This is a genomic window from Achromobacter seleniivolatilans, from assembly GCF_030864005.1.
GTDB classification, from domain to species: domain Bacteria; phylum Pseudomonadota; class Gammaproteobacteria; order Burkholderiales; family Burkholderiaceae_B; genus Achromobacter; species Achromobacter seleniivolatilans.
Genome location: NZ_CP132976.1, coordinates 620,294 through 636,899, shown reverse-complemented (window position 1 = coordinate 636,899; position 16,606 = coordinate 620,294). Strand labels below are relative to the sequence as shown.

The window sequence follows — 16,606 nt, the reverse complement described above, 5'->3', positions numbered from 1 at the left end:
CAAAATCGTTGTACCGGAAAGGCTGCGCTCGGCCTTTCCCTCTCCCTCGTCGCGGGCGCGCCCCTGGAAGCTGCGATGCAACCCTGGCAGAGCACCAACGTCGCGCTCACCCGCGCCTTTGCACCGGTATTCGACGAACGTGACGACACGCCACTGCGTGTAGACGGCATGTTACCCAAGACGCTGCACGGGGTATTCATGCGCAACGGGCCGAATCCGCAGTTTGATCCTGGCCCGGGGTATGCCTACCCTTTTGACGGCACGGGCATGATCCATGCGCTGACCCTGCGTGAGGGAACTGCGCATTACCGGAACCGTTGGGTGCTGACCGAAGAACTGCAAGAAGAGCGCCGGGCCGGACGCAGACTCTACAACGTCACGTTTGGGCCACCGCCCCATGCCAATCTGGCCAACACGAATATTCTGCGGCACGCTGGCAAGCTCTTGGCGCTGTATGAAGGCGGCTGCCCCTACGAAATGGACCGTTCGCTGTCCACGATTGGGCCATACACGTTTCAGGGCAAACACGCAGGCGTCCTGTCCGCACATCCAAAGGTTGATCCGGTCAGCGGTGAGATGCTGGCGTTAAGTTACGACCTGGCTGGAGGCACGTTGAGTTACCTGCGCGTCAATGCGCGTGGCCAAGTGGATCGGAACTTGCGATTCGAATCGCCATGGCCGGCAATGATCCACGACATCGGATTCACAGCCAAGCATGTAGTGGCTTTTCTTTGCCCCTTGGTTTTTGATTTCAGCAAAGGGCCTGCCGCTCCGCAGTGGGAACCCAACCGCGGCGCCCGCATTTTGCTGATCCCACGCGACTGCACCGACCCAATCCAGGTGCGCTGGATTCCCACGGAGCCCTTTTTCCATTGGCACATCGCCAATGCTCACGAAGAAGGGAACACGATCGAAGCGGTGATGCCCTGGTACGACGGCTATGGACCCAGCTCCCGCAAACGCCTGGAACTGCACCGGCTGCGCATTCATCTCGATAGCGGGCGTGTGGAGGATCAAGCGCTGGACGATCGCCCCTGTGAATTCGGGCGAATCAATGACGCTTGGTCAGGCAGGCGCGCCCGCTATTGTTATGTCGGGCTGCGCGACCCGCATCCTGGCGACACACCGCAACCCGGCGCTTTTGAGGCATTCGCGCGCTATGACATGGGCACAGGCGCCAAGACTGTATTCCGCCTGCCCGACGGGCAAACTGCCTGTGAACCGGTGTTTGCCGCCGACCCTCAGGGCTCGCGCGAAGAAGACGGCTATATCCTGAGCTTTGTACAGGCCAATAACGACAACCACGGAGAATTCATCGTGCTGGACGCGCGTGACATCGCCGCGGGGCCGGTCGCGCGCGTTCATCTGCCACGCCGCGTGCCTGCCGGCCTGCATGGCTCCTGGCTGCCCGCCTGACAAAACCGAAGCGCAATAGAAAAACCCGGCGCATGACCTGACGCCGGGTTGTCGATACCAGCAGCAAGGCTGGGAGATCAGGCGGATTCTTCCTCTACCTCGCCCAGATATGCTGCACGCACCTTCGGGTCATGCAGTATTTCCCGCGCCGGGCCAGACAAGATGATTTCGCCGGACTCCATCACATAACCACGGTGGCTGTTTTCCAGCGCCAGACGGGCGTTCTGCTCGATGAGCAGGATCGTCACGCCTTCGCTGGCAATCGTGCGCACCACTTCGAAGACCTTTTCGACCATCAGCGGCGCCAGGCCCATCGATGGCTCGTCCAGCAGCAGCAACTTGGGGCGCGCGATCATGGCGCGGCCCATTGCCACCATCTGCTGTTCGCCGCCGGACAAGGTGCCCGCAGCTTGCTTGCGGCGTTCGGCCAATCTGGGAAACAGTGTGAATACGCGGTCGGTGTCCTGACGGATCTGCGCCGCATCACGCCGGATGTAGCCGCCCATCGCCAAGTTTTCTTCGATGGTCAACTGCCCGAAAATGCCACGGCCCTCCGGCACCATGACCAAGCCCTTGCGGACCAGCTCATAGGATTTCTGGCCGCCAATGGACTGGCCGCCATACACCACTTCGCCACCGGCCAGCGGCACCAGGCCGCAGATCGCGCGCAACGTCGTGCTCTTGCCCGCGCCGTTGGCGCCGATCAGGCAGACCAGCTCGCCCTCATCCACCCGCAGGTCGATGCCGCGCACCGCGCGAATGCCGCCATAGGCAACTTGCAGGCCGCGCAATTCCAATAGGGGTTGGGATGCCGTCATGATGCGTGGCTCTCCTTGTTGATCAGCGGGTCTTGCGCAGCGCCTGCGCCCAAATAGGCCTCAATGACTTTGGGGTCGCGCTGCACTTGAGCAGGCTTGCCCATCGCCAATACTTTGCCGTACTCCAGCACCAGCACCCGGTCGCACAACCCCATAACGAGCTTCATATCGTGTTCGATCAGCAGCACCGTCACGCCATCGTTGCGGATCTTTTCGACCAGCTTGCGCAGCACCACGGTTTCCGACGCATTCATACCAGCGGCAGGCTCATCCAGCGCCAGCAGCTTAGGGTCAGTGGCCAACGCACGCGCAATTTCCAGACGGCGTTGATCGCCATAAGGAAGCGAACGCGACACGTCATTGGCACGATGGCCAATGCCTACATAGTCCAGCAGTTCCTGAGCCCGGGCTTCGATAGCGGCCTCTTCGGCACGTGTGCCGCGAGTCCGCAGAACGGCCCCGAACACCCCTGCCTTGGTGCGCATATGGCGGCCGATCATGACGTTTTCGATCGCGCTCAAGTTCGCGAACAGGCGAATGTTCTGGAACGTGCGCGCCAGACCCGCAAAGGCGACTTCATGCGGCTTCTTGCCCGACATGGATTCACCATTGAACGTGCAACTGCCCTCTTCCGGGATATACAAACCGGTCAGCACATTGAACAGCGTGGTCTTGCCCGCGCCGTTCGGGCCGATCAGGCCATAGATCTCGCCTTGTTCGATATCGAAACTAACGTCCGACAAAGCTTGCAGTCCGCCAAATCGTTTGCCCAGACCCTGGGCTTGCAGCAGTTTGCTCATGCCGCGCCTCCTTGGGTCTTGGTCGCCAATTCACGCTTGCGCACGGCAGACGGCCACAAGCCCGCGGGACGGAACAGCATGACGCACACCATGGCCAGGCCGAACAGCAACATGCGTATGCCTTCCGGGTCCAGCACCACAGCGCCAAACACCATCTGCTGGAAGGGTTCGACCACGGCGCGCAGGAATTCAGGCAAGGCAGCCAGAATCAGCGCACCCAGAATCACGCCTGGGATATGGCCCATGCCGCCCAGCACCACCATGCACAGAATCGAAATCGACTCCATCAACGAGAAACTCTCGGGGCTGACGAAACCTTGCATCGATGCAAACAAAGCGCCCGCTACGCCACCGAAAGACGCGCCCATCGCGAACGCCAGCAGCTTGATGTTGCGGGTATTGATGCCCATCGCCTTGGCGGCGATTTCATCTTCACGTATCGCTTCCCACGCGCGGCCTATACGCGAGTTCTGCAAGCGCACGCAGACCACGATGATGATCAGCGTTATGGCCAATAGCAGGTAGTAGTACTTTTCAGGCCCGGTAAATCGCATGCCAAACAGGGTCTCGGTGCGCCCGAACGCAAAGTCCCCCACCTTGAAGGTGTCGATGCGATTGATGCCTTGCGGACCATTGGTGATATTGACCGGCGCATTGAGGTTGTTCAGGAAAATGCGGATGATTTCCCCAAACCCCAAGGTCACGATCGCCAGGTAGTCACCCCGCAATTTCAAGGTGGGCGCCCCCAGCAGCACGCCGAACAGGCACGCAACGCCCAGCGCGATCGGCAAGATCGCCCAGAACGGCAAGTGCAATCCGAAATGCGGCGATGCCAGCAAGGCCCAGGTATAAGCGCCCACCGCGTAGAACGCGATATAGCCCAAGTCCAGCAAGCCGGCAAACCCCACCACGATGTTCAGACCCAGCGACAGCATCACGTACAGCAAAGCGAAGTTCAGGATGCGCACCCAGCTTTGACCGGCCATACCGATCACAAAAGGCAGCACCGCCAGCACCACGCCGATCAGCGCAATGCCTATCAGGTTGCGGGTCGACAGACCGCTCGTTTTCAAATGCCCGCTCATGCGCGATCTCCCACACGCTCACCCAGCAGGCCGGACGGACGGAAGATAAGCACCAGCACCAGCACGAAGAACGCAAATACATCCTGGTAATGGCTGCCCAGGAAACCGCCGGTCAGGTCACCGATATACCCAGCGCCCAGCGATTCGATAATGCCCAGCAGCAAGCCGCCAGCCATGGCGCCCACCAGATTGCCAATTCCGCCAAGCACCGCAGCAGTAAAGGCTTTCAGGCCCAACATGAAGCCCATGGTGTATTGCGACACGCCGTAGTAGGTAGCGACCATCATGCCCGCCACCGCGGCCAGCGCCGACCCGATCAGAAACGCCGCCGAGATCACCGTATTGATGTTCACGCCCATCAGGCCTGCAACCTCGCGGTTTTGCGCAGTGGCGCGCATGGCCGTGCCCAAACGGGTCTTGTGCACCACGGCCAGCAAGCCGCCCATGATCAGCGCTGCGATCACTACGATGGCAATCTGCAAAGTGCTCATGCGCGCGCCAGCAAACTCGAACACCCGCGGCGACAGCACCTGCGGGAAATTCAGATAATTGCGTCCCCAGCTCATCATGGCCACATTCTGCAAGATGATGGACACGCCAATGGCCGTAATCAGCGCGGCCAGGCGCGGCGCACGCCGCAACGGCCGGTAGGCCACGCGTTCGGCCGTCCAGCCCACCGCCATGCAAAGCGGCACAGACACGAGCAAGCCCACGCCCAGCACAACAAAGGCGGATGTGCCGGGGTCGCCGCCCACTAGCGATATGGCGATGGTTGTTGCCGCCATAGCGCCAATCATGACGACATCGCCATGCGCGAAGTTGATCAGCCAAATAATGCCGTACACCATGGTGTAGCCAAGGGCGACCAGGGCGTACACGCTACCCAGCGTGACGCCGTTAATCAGTTGTTGAATGAAGATATCCATAGGGGCCGCGTAAATAAGCCTGGAAAAATCGCGCGAATCACCCGGCCCGGGGCTATCAGCCCTGGCCGTGGTGCGCGCCGCCACGCCGGGCGGCGCGTGCGGACAGAAGGAGCGGACGACGGCATGGCGCCGCAATCCGCTCTAAATCAACCAGCCTTAGTTGGCTTGGCTGACCATCGTTTCAACCATCTCCCACTTGCCGTTCTTGACTTCGTAGATGGTGACCGAGATCTCTTTCAGATCGCCACGAGTGTCGTAGGAAATGTGTTCGCTGGTTGCGCCCTTGCGGTCCAGCTTGGCCAGCACGGGCAGGTACTTCTCGGGCTTGGCCGAACCGGCCTGCTCGATCGCGGTGATCATGTTCCAGGCGCCGTCATAGGCGTAGGGAGCATAAACGCCGGGAGCCTTTTTGAATCGCGCCTGATAGCGCTGTTCAAAGTCCTTGCCCGCAGCCATCTTGTCCAGCGGCACGCCAGCAAGCGACGCAAAGGTGCCGTCGGCGGCATCGCCAGCCAGCTTGATGAAGGTGTCGCTGCGAGTCATCTCGCCCGAGACCAGCGGAGCCTTCAAGCCCAGCGTTGCCAATTGACGCTTCATGGGACCGGATTGCGCATCCAGGCCACCGTAGAAAATCGCGTCGGGCGCAGCGCCCTTGATGTTGGTCAGGATGGCGGTGAAGTCGTTTGCCTTGTCGGTCGTGTATTCACGGCGCACCACTTGGCCGCCAGCGGCCTTGACGGCCTTTTCGACTTCGTCGGCCAAACCTTGGCCATATGCCGTGCGGTCATCGATGATCGCGACCTTCTTGGCCTTCAGCTTTTCCACCATGAACTTGCCTACGGCGGCGCCCTGCTGGGTGTCGCTGGTCATCATGCGGAAAGTGGTTTCGTAGCCTTGCTTGGTGTATTCCGGCGACGTGGCCATGGCGATCTGCGGCAGACCGGCCTCGTGGTAGACGCGCGAAGCGGGGATCGTGGTGCCGGAATTGAAGTGGCCCAAGATGCCAACGACGTCTTGATCGACCAATTGCTGGGCGACTTGCACACCCACGCGCGGATCAGCTTGATCATCACGCGAAACCAGCACGAATTTGGCGGGCTGGCCGTCAACCTTGATGCCCTTCTTGTTCGCTTCTTCCAGCGCCAGATTCAGGCCGTTCTGCATGTCTTCGCCGTAGTGCGACTGCGGGCCGGTCAACGGCGCGGCAAAGCCAAATTTGATATCTGCGGCGTGGGCGGCGGCGGCCATGCCAACCGTGGCGATGCTGGCGGCAAGCAGCTTCAACGTGGTGCGCAACTTCATGGTGATATCTCCGAAAATCGGGCCTAAGGGCTTGTTATACCTGAGCTTTTAGCCAGGGATTTGGTTTTTTTACTACCGCCAGCCCAGTGGTGACCGGGTCTAGCGTATGCATTTATGCAAAGTCGGATTGCCGGGTTGCGACAAGCAAACTTAAGGTGCGACCGGATTTTGCTTCCAGTGCAACCTTGCCCGATATTGGAGATAACCCTCAGCAACCGAGGGTTACCCCTCGGTCACTTTTAGCCGATTGTCATCAGGCTGGCGTTTCCGCCCGCTGCGGCCGTATTCACGCTGATGGAACGCTCGGTCAGCAATCGTTCCGGCACATAACCGGCGCCGGCTGCCAAGGCGTCCGACGTCAATCCATGGACGGACAAAATGGCGCCGGGACGTTGCGCGATACGCTGATTCAACGCTTGCAGCGTATCGCCATCGCCTTCGAACAAAACAGCCTGATAGTCGGCCTGGTCGATTTCATCATCGGCCAGAATGCCCGCCTGCCCTTGTTGCTCCGCATCCAGCGTGGCCAGCAATGCTTGCGCCGCAGGCGTGTCCGCAAACCAGGCGTGGTTGCCCGTCAGGCGCGCCACGGACCATTGCGCCCGTGCACCGGCTTCTGTCGCCGCCACGCAGTACACCGCGCCACGCGGCTCAACCATGTAGGTATTGGTCTCACCCGTGGGACCCGGCAGCGCAATACGCTGCGGCAGCGGCGCTGCGGCGTCCAAGGCCGGCGGCAAGCCAGCGGGGCGCGTGCCCAGCAAGCGGTACATGTACAGCGGGCCGCCCGCTTTGGGACCGGTGCCGGACAAGCATTCGCCGCCGAAAGGCTGCACGCCCACGACCGCGCCCACGATGTTCCGGTTGACGTACACGTTGCCGGCGTGGACCTGTCCCGTCACATGCGCAATGGTTTCGTCGATGCGCGTGTGCACGCCGAACGTCAGGCCATAACCCGTGCCGTTGATGGCGTCGAGCAAGGCATCCAGTTCGTCGCGCTTGTAGCGCACCACGTGCAACACGGGGCCAAACACTTCGCGCGTCAGCTCGCTGATGTGATCGATCTCGATGATAGTGGGCGGCACGAACGTGCCGTGGCGGCATTCGCCATTCAGTTCGACCTGATCCACGCGGTGTCCAGCCGTACGCATGGTTTCGATGTGACGCTGGATGCCGTTACGCGCTTCCGTGTCAATGACCGGGCCCACATCAACAGACAAACGATCGGGGTTGCCCACGCTCAGTTCACGCATTGCGCCGCGCAACATCGTCAGCACGTGTTCCGCATTGTCTTCTTGCACGCACAGCACGCGCAGCGCCGAGCAACGCTGGCCTGCCGAGTCAAAGGCCGAGCTCAACACGTCGAACACCACTTGCTCAGACAACGCGGAAGAGTCCACCACCATGGCGTTCTGGCCGCCGGTTTCCGCGATCAGCGGAATGGTGTGGCCGTCGTCGTCCAGGCGGTCGGCCAAGGTGCGCGCAATGATGCGCGCCACATCGGTTGAACCCGTGAACATCACACCGCGCACGCCGGGGCTGGCCACCAATTGAGCGCCTACGGTTTCGCCTCGGCCCGGCAACAGTTGCACGGCGCCTGCGGGCACGCCCGCCGCACGCAGAATCGCAACAGCCTGAGCCGCGATCAGCGGAGTTTGTTCCGCCGGCTTGGCCAGCACGGTATTGCCTGCCGCCAAGGCGGCTGCAACCTGACCGGCGAAAATCGCCAGCGGGAAGTTCCACGGGCTGATGCACAGAACGGTACCCAGCGGACGGTGCGTGTCGTTGCTGAATTCCTTCTCTGCCTGGTCGGCGTAGTAACGCAGGAAGTCGACGGCTTCGCGCACTTCGGCAATCGCGTTGGGCAGTGACTTGCCGGCTTCGCGCACGATCAGGCCCAAGAGGGTCTGCATCTGCTCTTCCAGCAATTGCGCCGCGCGGCGCAGGCACTGCGCCCGTTCAGCGACAGGCGTGGACTGCCAGATGGGCGCCGTGTTCGCGGCTGCGCGCAGCGCGATTTCGGCCTCTTCGCTTTGCGCTTCGATGACATGACCCACGACGTCGCGCAGGTTGGCAGGGTTGCGCACTTCAATAGCGCGCGCCGCATCCCACGGCTGTTCGCCTTCGCCCAACATGGGGCCAGCGCGCCAAGGCGTGCCGGCGCTGGCCAGCAGTGCAGCGGACAAGGAACCCAAGCGGTGTTCGTTGCTGAGATCCAGGCCCGCGGAGTTGGCACGGGCGCCTTGCTGAAGACTGCCGAAGAGTTCACGCGGCAACGCAATCTTTTCGTGCGGCGCACCCAGCGGCACGATGCGGGCAGCGGCTTCCACCGGGTCGGCCACCAGCGTCTCGACAGGAATACTGTCGTCGCCAATCAGGTTCACGAACGAGGTGTTGGCGCCGTTTTCCAGCAGGCGGCGCACCAGGTACGCCAGCAACGTTTCGTGCGTGCCGACAGGCGCATAGATGCGGCAAGGACGGTTCAGCTTGCCCTGGGCCAGCGAGCCGACCACTTCGTCGTACAGCGGTTCACCCATGCCGTGCAGGCACTGGAATTCGTATTGGCCCGGATAGTAGTTCTGCCCGGCCAACTGATAAATGGCCGCCAGCGTGTAGGCGTTGTGCGTGGCGAATTGCGGATACACGGCTTCCGGCGCGCCCAGCAGCTTGCGGGCGCAAGCCAGGTAGGCCACATCGGTATACAGCTTGCGGGTGTAGACCGGATAACCTTCCAGGCCATCCACCTGCGCGCGCTTGATTTCGCTGTCCCAGTAGGCGCCCTTCACCAGCCGCACCATCACGCGGTGACGGCTGCGGCGAGCCAGATCAATCACGTAATCGATCACAAAAGGCGCGCGCTTCTGATACGCCTGAATGACAAAGCCAATACCGTTCCAGCCATCGAGCTCGGGCGCAAAGCAAAGCGCTTCCAGCAAGTCCAGCGAGATTTCAAGACGGTCGGCTTCTTCGGCATCAATGTTCAAGCCGATGTCATAGCTGCGGGCCAGAGCCGTCAGCGCTTTCACGCGCGGCAGCAGTTCGGCGATCACGCGTTCACGCTGGCTGCGCGAATAACGCGGGTGCAATGCCGACAGCTTGATCGAGATGCCCGGACCTTCGTAAATGCCACGGCCGGCCGCAGCCTTGCCGATGGCATGAATGGCCTGTTCGTAGGACGCGTAGTAGCGATCGGCATCTTCTGCCGTGGTGGCGGCTTCACCCAGCATGTCGTACGAATAACGGAAGCCGCGGGCTTCCATCTTGCGATTGTTGGCCAGGGCTTCAGAAATGGTCTGGCCGGAGACGAATTGCTCGCCCATCATGCGCATGGCCATGTTCACGCCCTTGCGCACCAGCGGTTCGCCGCCCTTGCCGATCAGGCGGGTCAGCGCCTTGGACAAGGACTGCTCGCTGCTGACCGCCACCAGCTTGCCGGTGATCATCAGACCCCAGGTTGCGGCATTGACGAACAACGATTGCGAACCGCCCATGTGGGACTTCCAGTCGCCACGGGCCACCTTGTCGCGGATCAGCGCATCACGCGTAGCGCGGTCGGGAATACGCAGCAAGGCTTCGGCCAGGCACATCAGCGCCACGCCTTCTTGACTGGACAGCGAGAATTCCTGGATCAGCCCTTCGACGCCGCCGCCCGTGCGCTTGCCACGCAGCTTCTTGACCAGATCCGTGGCCATCGCATGCACTTTCTCAAGATTGGGCATGCGGGCCTGACCCAGCAACAGCGGAACGCATTCAGGCTCAGGACGGCGGTACGCGGCAGTGATCGCCGCGCGCAGTACGGACTGCGGCTGCACGTCCTGGCCGAACTCATAGAAAGGGGGCGTGGGCGCCGACTGGCCATCAGCGACTTCGTCATCGCCGCCCGAGTCGATACCCAGATGCGACATTTCGGCAGGCAGATGGCCACGCTCGATTTTGTCCAAGTAGGCAAGGATTGCCTGCTTATGCAGCCAGTGCGGGGTGCAGTTGAGCTTATTCGCGGCTGCCTTGAGGCGGTCGCGGAGCGCGTCATCAACTTTGACGCCTAGGGTCGTGCTGGCCATAAGAGATTGCTTCCTGTCGCATGGCAAAGGTAGTACTGGGCGCAAATAAAACCCAGTATGGGTAGGACCGTATGCTAGACAGGTTGCAACCGCGTTTGTATTAAGGTTAACCCTAGGTTAACCGATTGGCTTCATACAGAATTACTTATTCCTTCAGCGGTGAGCAACCCAGCATTTGCACAGAGGACGACCCCGCCGGGTTCTGCCCGCGTATGGCCGAGGCCATGACGCCAGCCAGGCTGACTACCGCGCGTTGCTGCGCGGCGATCAAGGCGGGCACACCGGATTCCGACACAGGTTCGGTAACCACACTACGGCACAACAGCCCCGTGCCTTTGAGGTTGACGGGCCTGACCCGCCATGTTGCATCCAGCTGCGCCATGCTGCCCGACACCATGTCAAAGCGCTGCACATCCGTCTGAACCCGCCACACAGGCGCACCCGGCCCAGGCTTGACGACCTGCACGTCCAGGGCGCCCAGCTCGCGCTTTAGCGCATCCGACAGCGCGCCGCGCAGTTCGTCGCCCAAGGGTGAGCTCCAGCGTTCGGAATACAGCGCCGAAACACTGCCGTCGCCTGTGCGCACCATCAACTGCGGCTGGTCGGCCTGGGTCGTGATGCTGACCGGTTGCACCTCAATCAGGAAGTTGGCAGACGAGGCTGGCGCACCGGCGGTCTGTGCCGTCGGCCCCTGCAAGGTGTAGTAATGCACCGGCGGCGAAGAGCCGCAGCCCGCCAGGGCCGTCGTCAAGGTCAGCAGCGACAGGACAGAACGCATCGGAGAAATAGTCATGGTGCTTTAGTTCCTGACAGGGCCGGAGCCGGGAATCGGATCGTTGCCACGGCCGCGCAACAGAGCCTCGGGGTTCGATTGCAGGAAGTCCGCCAGGGCCCGCAGCGACCGCGCCGCCCGGCTCAATTCCTGCATCGCCTTTTCCGTATTGACTGGCAAGGACGCATCCGAAGCCAGCAGGGAATTAATGTTCGCCATCGATTCCTTGGCTTGCTTGAGCATGTTCTGCGCTTCCGGCGCGACTTGCTTGTCCAGGCGATTCATCAGTTTGGACGTGCTGGACAAGGTCGTGCGCAGATCTTCACCGATCTTGTCGAACGGGATCTTGTCGATCTTGGCGACGATATTGCTGACCTGCTGCTGCAATTGATCCAGGTTACCCGGCACTGTCGGAATATTGACGGGATTGGTTGGCTGGTAGTCGACAGGTTTGGCATTCGGGAAGTCGTCCAGCACCACGTACAACTGGCCCGTCAACAAATTCGCCGTGCGCAGTTGCGCCCGCAAACCGTGCTTGATCATGACACCCAGCAAACGGTTGCCGGCGGCATCGCCATCCTTGGCTGCGCGATCGCGCACTTCTTCATAGACACGGCCCAGACGTTCGGGGTAAAGCGTCGCGTCAACCAGCGAATAGAAGCGCTTGGTGGCCGGATCGAAGTCCAGGTTGATCTGCGTGACATTGCCCAGCGTGATACCGCTGAAATCAATTGGCGCGCCCACGGCAAGGCCGCGGATGGACTGGTCAAAGCGCATGCGGATCGGGAAGGCTTCGCCGTCAGGGTTGGCCTTGGCTGCCGCCTCGGTCGGGTACAAGTCAAAGTGCGCATCCGCAGGCGCCGCCGCACCGCCGTCCCGCGCGCTCTGCACGGATTCAAACGCGACTCCGCCCACAGCCATCGACACCAGCGATTGCGTGCGTACCTTCAAGCCGTCGGCATTGACACTGAAATCCACGCCGCTGGCATTCCAGAAGCGCGCCCCGTTGGTGACGAACTTGTCGTTGGGCGCATCGACAAATACTTCTACATTCACAGCGCCGCCGGTCTTGTCCAGGGCGTAGCCAATGACACGGCCCACGTTAATGCGCCGGAAGTACACGGGCGAACCAATGTCCAGCGACCCCAGATCTGACGCACGAAGCATGAAGCGTTTGCCAGCGCGATCGTGCGTGACCGCAGGCGGAATCTCCAAACCTTCGAAATGCAGTTTGGTGGCTTTGTTAGAGTGGTCTTTGCCTTCAAACGCGTCCACGCCGATATAAGCGCCCGACAGCAAGGTACCCAGGCCCGATACACCGCTGACATCCAGCCGCGGCCGCACCACCCAGAAATTCGTGCCCTCGCGCGCCAGGTCAGAGACTTCCTTGGCCAATTCGGCCTGCACGACCACCTTGCTGCGGTCCGAGTTGAACCCAATGGACTTTACCGTGCCGATATTCACGTCTTTGTAACGGAGCTGGGTCTTGCCCACCTCCAGACCTTCGGCGGTATTAAATGAAATCGAGATGTCCGGCCCGGCCTGCATCCAGGTCCGCACGACAAGCGACAAACCCATCAGCGCCGCAACAATAGGCACCAGCCAGATCCATGAGATCCGGCTTTTCTGCTTGCGCGAGATAGTCGGTGATTGATATTTCTCTTCACCGGAACCGGGTACTTGGTCGGCCATCAACTTTCCTTTTTTTCTTCGAGCACGGCAAACCTGCGCCGCTACTAACCCGCTTCTTTGCCCGTCACGGAAACAGGCGCATGCACGTCATGGGCTTGCTGATCCCGGCGCTCAACGTCCGGCAACTCTATTTCGCTCTCGCCTTCCAAATCCCAACTGCGGCGCAGATCGAAACTCATTGCGGCCAGCATCGTCAGAATCACCACGACGCCAAATGCCGCAGCGCCCGCGCCGGCACTGATTTCCATCAGCCCCTGAAAATCAGCCAGGGCCGCCAGCAATATAACGACAAAAACATCCAGCATCGACCATTGGCCAATGAATTCCACCATTTGGTACAAGCGGGTACGTGGACGCAAATTCGTCGTGCTACGCCACTGCTCGGTCAGTAACAGCAGAATCAACGCCAGCAGTTTGGTCAATGGCACGGCCACACTGGCAATGAACACGATAAGGGCGATGTCCCAAGAGCCCATCTCCCATAGTTCAACCACCCCACCCAAAATCGTATGAGCGCTGTCGCCCAGCACCGAGCTTACCTGCATAACCGGCAGCACATTGGCGGGTATGTAGAACACCACAGCCGCCAGTAGCAACGCCCAGGTGCGGGCCAGATGATCGGGCTTGCGATAATGCACTACCGCCTGGCAACGCACGCAGTGATGTTCGGCTTCCGGGTCATCATCGGCGGGGATGGCTTGGACTTGACCGCATACATGGCAGCCTGCCAAGACGGAGTTCGGGCCGCGTTCAGGAATATGCACGGGGACCACGCCAACCGTTTCCGCGTAGCGCCACAGCACATGCGGCGACAAGCGACCCAGCATGGTCAGGAAAATGGTCAGCAGGCCGAACGCGCCCAGGCCAATGCCGGGCGACACCGCAGCCATGCCAGCCAGCTTCACTACGGCGACCAGCACGCCCAATAGAAAAACGGGAATCATGCACCAAGGCCGCAGCGCACCCAGCAAGCGCATCGCGCCGCGAAAGCCAGCCGGCTCACGGCCTTGCGACAAGGGGCCCAGCACCCACAGCAATACAGTCAGCTGCAAAAGCGGCAGCACAAAACCGGCCAGGCCGGTCATGATCGCCACAACCCAGTGGCCCTGCCGCCACGTAATGGAAATGGCGTCCAGCAAGGACGCCTGCTGAACCATGCCCTGCACAGACATGGAAGCGACCGGGTAGGCGTTTGCCACCCCGAATATGATCAGGGCCGTAATGGCAAGCGCCAGCCAATTGGACAAAGTAAGCCCGCTGTAGCGCCAGAGTATGGCTCCGCAGCGGGCGCAATTGGCGGTCTCGCCAGGTTCAAGCTGATGTCGGCGATAGATGCTTGCGCAGTGTTCGCACTCAATCAGCGGCTGGCGGTCCGGGGTCATCAATCGATCAGTTCGACTTCCTGCTTATCAGGCGCATCCGAAGACGGCGGCTTGCCGCTGTCGTCGAAGTCCAGCGTCACCTTGCCCGCCTCGTCCAGGTCCACCGTCACACTGCCGCCGTCGACCAGCTTGCCAAACAGCAGCTCGTCGGCCAGCGCGCGGCGGATCGTGTCCTGAATAAGACGTTGCATGGGGCGCGCGCCCATGAGCGGGTCGAACCCCTCTTTGGCCAGATGTTCGCGCAGTCGCGTCGTGAAGACCGCTTCGACGCGGCGCTCGTGCAACTGATCTTCCAGCTGCATGAGGAACTTGTCGACCACACGCAGAATGACTTCGCGGTCCAGCGAGCCAAACGGAATGATGGCGTCCAGACGGTTGCGGAATTCAGGCGTGAACATGCGGCGGATTTCCGCCATTTCGTCGCCCAACATGCGCGAATTGGCAAACCCGATCGACGGACGATTCAAGGTCTCGGCGCCCGCGTTCGTCGTCATGATGACGATGACATTGCGAAAGTCTGCCTTGCGGCCGTTGTTGTCGGTCAGCGTGCCATGATCCATGACTTGCAGCAGGATGTTGAACACATCCGGATGCGCCTTTTCGATTTCATCCAGCAGCAGCACGCAATGCGGCTGCTTCGTGATGGCTTCGGTCAACAGGCCGCCTTGGTCAAACCCCACGTATCCCGGAGGCGCACCGATCAGGCGCGACACCGCGTGGCGTTCCATGTATTCCGACATATCGAAGCGCAGCAGCTCGACACCCAGCGTGAACGCCAGTTGGCGGGCAACTTCAGTCTTGCCGACACCCGTGGGGCCGGACAACAGGAATGCGCCAATCGGCTTTTCCGGCTTGCCCAGACCCGAGCGCGCCATCTTGATGGCGGCCGCCAAGGCATCGATCGCGCTGTCTTGGCCGAACACAACCGTTTTCAGGTCGCGGTCCAGCGTCGCCAGCTTGCTGCGGTCGTCGTTGGAGACGGACTGCGGCGGTATGCGCGCGATCTTGGACACGATGTTCTCGATGTCCACCTTGCCGATCACCTTCTTCTGGCGCGACCGGGGAAGCAAGCGCTGTGCAGCGCCGGCCTCGTCGATCACGTCGATTGCCTTATCGGGCAGATGACGGTCATTGATAAAGCGGGCCGACAATTCAGCAGCAGCCGACAAGGCCGCAGCGGAATAACGAACGCCGTGATGTTCCTCAAAGCGGCTCTTCAAGCCGCGCAGAATCTGCACGGTTTGCTCAACGCTCGGTTCCGGGACGTCAATCTTCTGGAACCGGCGCGACAGCGCGTGGTCCTTTTCGAAGACGCCGCGATATTCCGTGTACGTGGTTGCGCCAATGCACTTGAGCTGCCCGGAAGACAAGGCGGGCTTCAGCAAATTGGAAGCGTCCAGCGTGCCGCCCGACGCCGAACCGGCGCCGATCAGCGTGTGGATTTCGTCGATGAACAGAATCGCATCGGGGTTACCGCGGATTTGCTTCAGCACGCCTTTCAGACGCTGTTCGAAATCGCCGCGATATTTGGTGCCCGCCAGCAACGCGCCCATATCCAGCGAGAAGACCTGAGCGGCCTGCAGGATTTCGGGCACTTCGCCACGCGTGATGCGCCAGGCCAGGCCTTCAGCGATCGCGGTTTTACCGACGCCGGCCTCACCGACCAGCAGCGGATTGTTTTTGCGGCGGCGGCACAACACTTGAATGACGCGCTCGACTTCGTGCTCGCGGCCGATCAAAGGATCGATGCGGCCCGCAAGCGCGGCGGCGTTCAGATCAGTGGCGTACTGATCCAGCGGCGACTGACGCGATTCGCCCTGTTCTTCACCATTGGTCTGCTGCTCTTTCTGCACGGCGGCGGACTCCACCTGGGGCTGTTTGGTAATGCCATGCGACAGGAAGTTGACAACGTCCAGCCGCGTGACGCCCTGCTGTTGCAGGTAATAGACAGCGTGAGAATCCTTTTCGCCAAAAATGGCAACCAGCACGTTCGCGCCAGTGACAGGCTTTTTGCCGGTGCCACCTGCGGAAACATGCATGATCGCGCGCTGGATCACGCGCTGAAAACCCAGCGTTGGCTGCGTGTCGACCTCGGCGCCGCTCGGAATCACCGGAGTGTTTTCCGACACAAACTGGCGCAGGTTGCGGCGCAAGTCGTCCAGATTGGCCGCGCAGGCGCGTAGCACCTCGACGGCAGAGGCGTTGTCGAGCAGCGACAGCAGCAAATGCTCGACGGTAATAAATTCGTGCCGGGCCGAACGGGCCTCGACGAAAGCCATATGCAGGCTAACTTCAAGCTCTTGAGAAATCACGCTTCCTCCGTATTGCATCGAAGCGGTCAAATACACGATT

General features: G+C 61.0%; 11 protein-coding genes. 1 reads left to right on the top strand and 10 read right to left on the bottom strand.

The window, feature by feature from the left end:
- Window positions 1-75 precede the first annotated feature (75 nt).
- Window positions 76-1,416, top strand: a complete 1,341-nt coding sequence (locus RAS12_RS02845) for a carotenoid oxygenase family protein (protein WP_306944984.1) — start codon at window positions 76-78, stop codon at window positions 1,414-1,416.
- Window positions 1,417-1,493: 77 nt separating this feature from the next.
- Here RAS12_RS02845 and RAS12_RS02840 read toward each other — a convergent pair whose 3' ends face one another.
- The 10 genes from RAS12_RS02840 to clpA form a co-directional block, all read right to left on the bottom strand.
- Complete coding sequence (locus RAS12_RS02840) at window positions 1,494-2,234, bottom strand: ABC transporter ATP-binding protein (RefSeq protein ID WP_306944983.1); 741 nt, start codon at window positions 2,232-2,234, stop codon at window positions 1,494-1,496.
- Window positions 2,231-3,034 (bottom strand): ABC transporter ATP-binding protein, encoded by an 804-nt coding sequence (locus tag RAS12_RS02835; protein ID WP_306944982.1) that lies wholly within the window; start codon window positions 3,032-3,034, stop codon window positions 2,231-2,233. Before RAS12_RS02835 ends, RAS12_RS02840 begins: the two co-directional genes overlap by 4 nt.
- Window positions 3,031-4,119 carry an ABC transporter permease subunit gene (locus tag RAS12_RS02830; RefSeq protein ID WP_306944981.1) on the bottom strand — a complete coding sequence of 363 codons (1,089 nt, stop codon included), beginning with the start codon at window positions 4,117-4,119 and terminating at the stop codon, window positions 3,031-3,033. Before RAS12_RS02830 ends, RAS12_RS02835 begins: the two co-directional genes overlap by 4 nt.
- Window positions 4,116-4,967, bottom strand: coding sequence for a branched-chain amino acid ABC transporter permease (locus tag RAS12_RS02825; protein WP_371321288.1), 852 nt, complete (start codon window positions 4,965-4,967; stop codon window positions 4,116-4,118). The genes RAS12_RS02830 and RAS12_RS02825 overlap by 4 nt, the downstream gene beginning before the upstream one ends.
- 234 nt (window positions 4,968-5,201) lie before the next feature.
- Window positions 5,202-6,347, bottom strand: a complete 1,146-nt coding sequence (locus tag RAS12_RS02820; RefSeq protein WP_306944979.1) for a branched-chain amino acid ABC transporter substrate-binding protein — start codon at window positions 6,345-6,347, stop codon at window positions 5,202-5,204.
- 239 nt (window positions 6,348-6,586) lie between these two features.
- Window positions 6,587-10,408 (bottom strand): trifunctional transcriptional regulator/proline dehydrogenase/L-glutamate gamma-semialdehyde dehydrogenase, encoded by a 3,822-nt coding sequence (putA, locus tag RAS12_RS02815; protein WP_306944978.1) that lies wholly within the window; start codon window positions 10,406-10,408, stop codon window positions 6,587-6,589.
- Window positions 10,409-10,553: 145 nt separating this feature from the next.
- Window positions 10,554-11,201 carry a PqiC family protein gene (locus tag RAS12_RS02810; RefSeq protein ID WP_371321244.1) on the bottom strand — a complete coding sequence of 216 codons (648 nt, stop codon included), beginning with the start codon at window positions 11,199-11,201 and terminating at the stop codon, window positions 10,554-10,556.
- 6 nt (window positions 11,202-11,207) lie between these two features.
- A complete protein-coding gene (locus RAS12_RS02805) occupies window positions 11,208-12,872 on the bottom strand; it encodes a PqiB family protein (protein ID WP_306944977.1) in 1,665 nt (554 codons plus the stop codon).
- 44 nt (window positions 12,873-12,916) lie between these two features.
- On the bottom strand, window positions 12,917-14,254 hold the full coding sequence (locus tag RAS12_RS02800) for a paraquat-inducible protein A (protein WP_306944976.1): 1,338 nt from the start codon (window positions 14,252-14,254) through the stop codon (window positions 12,917-12,919).
- The gene (gene clpA / locus RAS12_RS02795) at window positions 14,254-16,566 is read right to left on the bottom strand and encodes an ATP-dependent Clp protease ATP-binding subunit ClpA (protein WP_306944975.1); all 2,313 of its coding nucleotides are present in this window, start codon (window positions 16,564-16,566) and stop codon (window positions 14,254-14,256) included. Before clpA ends, RAS12_RS02800 begins: the two co-directional genes overlap by 1 nt.
- Between the last annotated feature and the right edge of the window lie 40 nt (window positions 16,567-16,606).

Bases quoted from the DNA above. Each gene is read 5' to 3' on its own strand.
- RAS12_RS02810 (WP_371321244.1), bottom strand. From the start codon at position 11,201: ATGACTATTTCTCCGATGCGTTCTGTCCTGTCGCTGCTGACCTTGACG.
- RAS12_RS02805 (WP_306944977.1), bottom strand. From the start codon at position 12,872: ATGGCCGACCAAGTACCCGGTTCCGGTGAAGAGAAATATCAATCACCG.
- RAS12_RS02825 (WP_371321288.1), bottom strand. From the start codon at position 4,967: ATGGTGTACGGCATTATTTGGCTGATCAACTTCGCGCATGGCGATGTC.
- RAS12_RS02845 (WP_306944984.1), top strand. From the start codon at position 76: ATGCAACCCTGGCAGAGCACCAACGTCGCGCTCACCCGCGCCTTTGCA.
- putA (WP_306944978.1), bottom strand. From the start codon at position 10,408: ATGGCCAGCACGACCCTAGGCGTCAAAGTTGATGACGCGCTCCGCGAC.
- RAS12_RS02830 (WP_306944981.1), bottom strand. From the start codon at position 4,119: ATGAGCGGGCATTTGAAAACGAGCGGTCTGTCGACCCGCAACCTGATA.
- RAS12_RS02835 (WP_306944982.1), bottom strand. From the start codon at position 3,034: ATGAGCAAACTGCTGCAAGCCCAGGGTCTGGGCAAACGATTTGGCGGA.
- RAS12_RS02820 (WP_306944979.1), bottom strand. From the start codon at position 6,347: ATGAAGTTGCGCACCACGTTGAAGCTGCTTGCCGCCAGCATCGCCACG.
- RAS12_RS02840 (WP_306944983.1), bottom strand. From the start codon at position 2,234: ATGACGGCATCCCAACCCCTATTGGAATTGCGCGGCCTGCAAGTTGCC.
- RAS12_RS02800 (WP_306944976.1), bottom strand. From the start codon at position 14,254: ATGACCCCGGACCGCCAGCCGCTGATTGAGTGCGAACACTGCGCAAGC.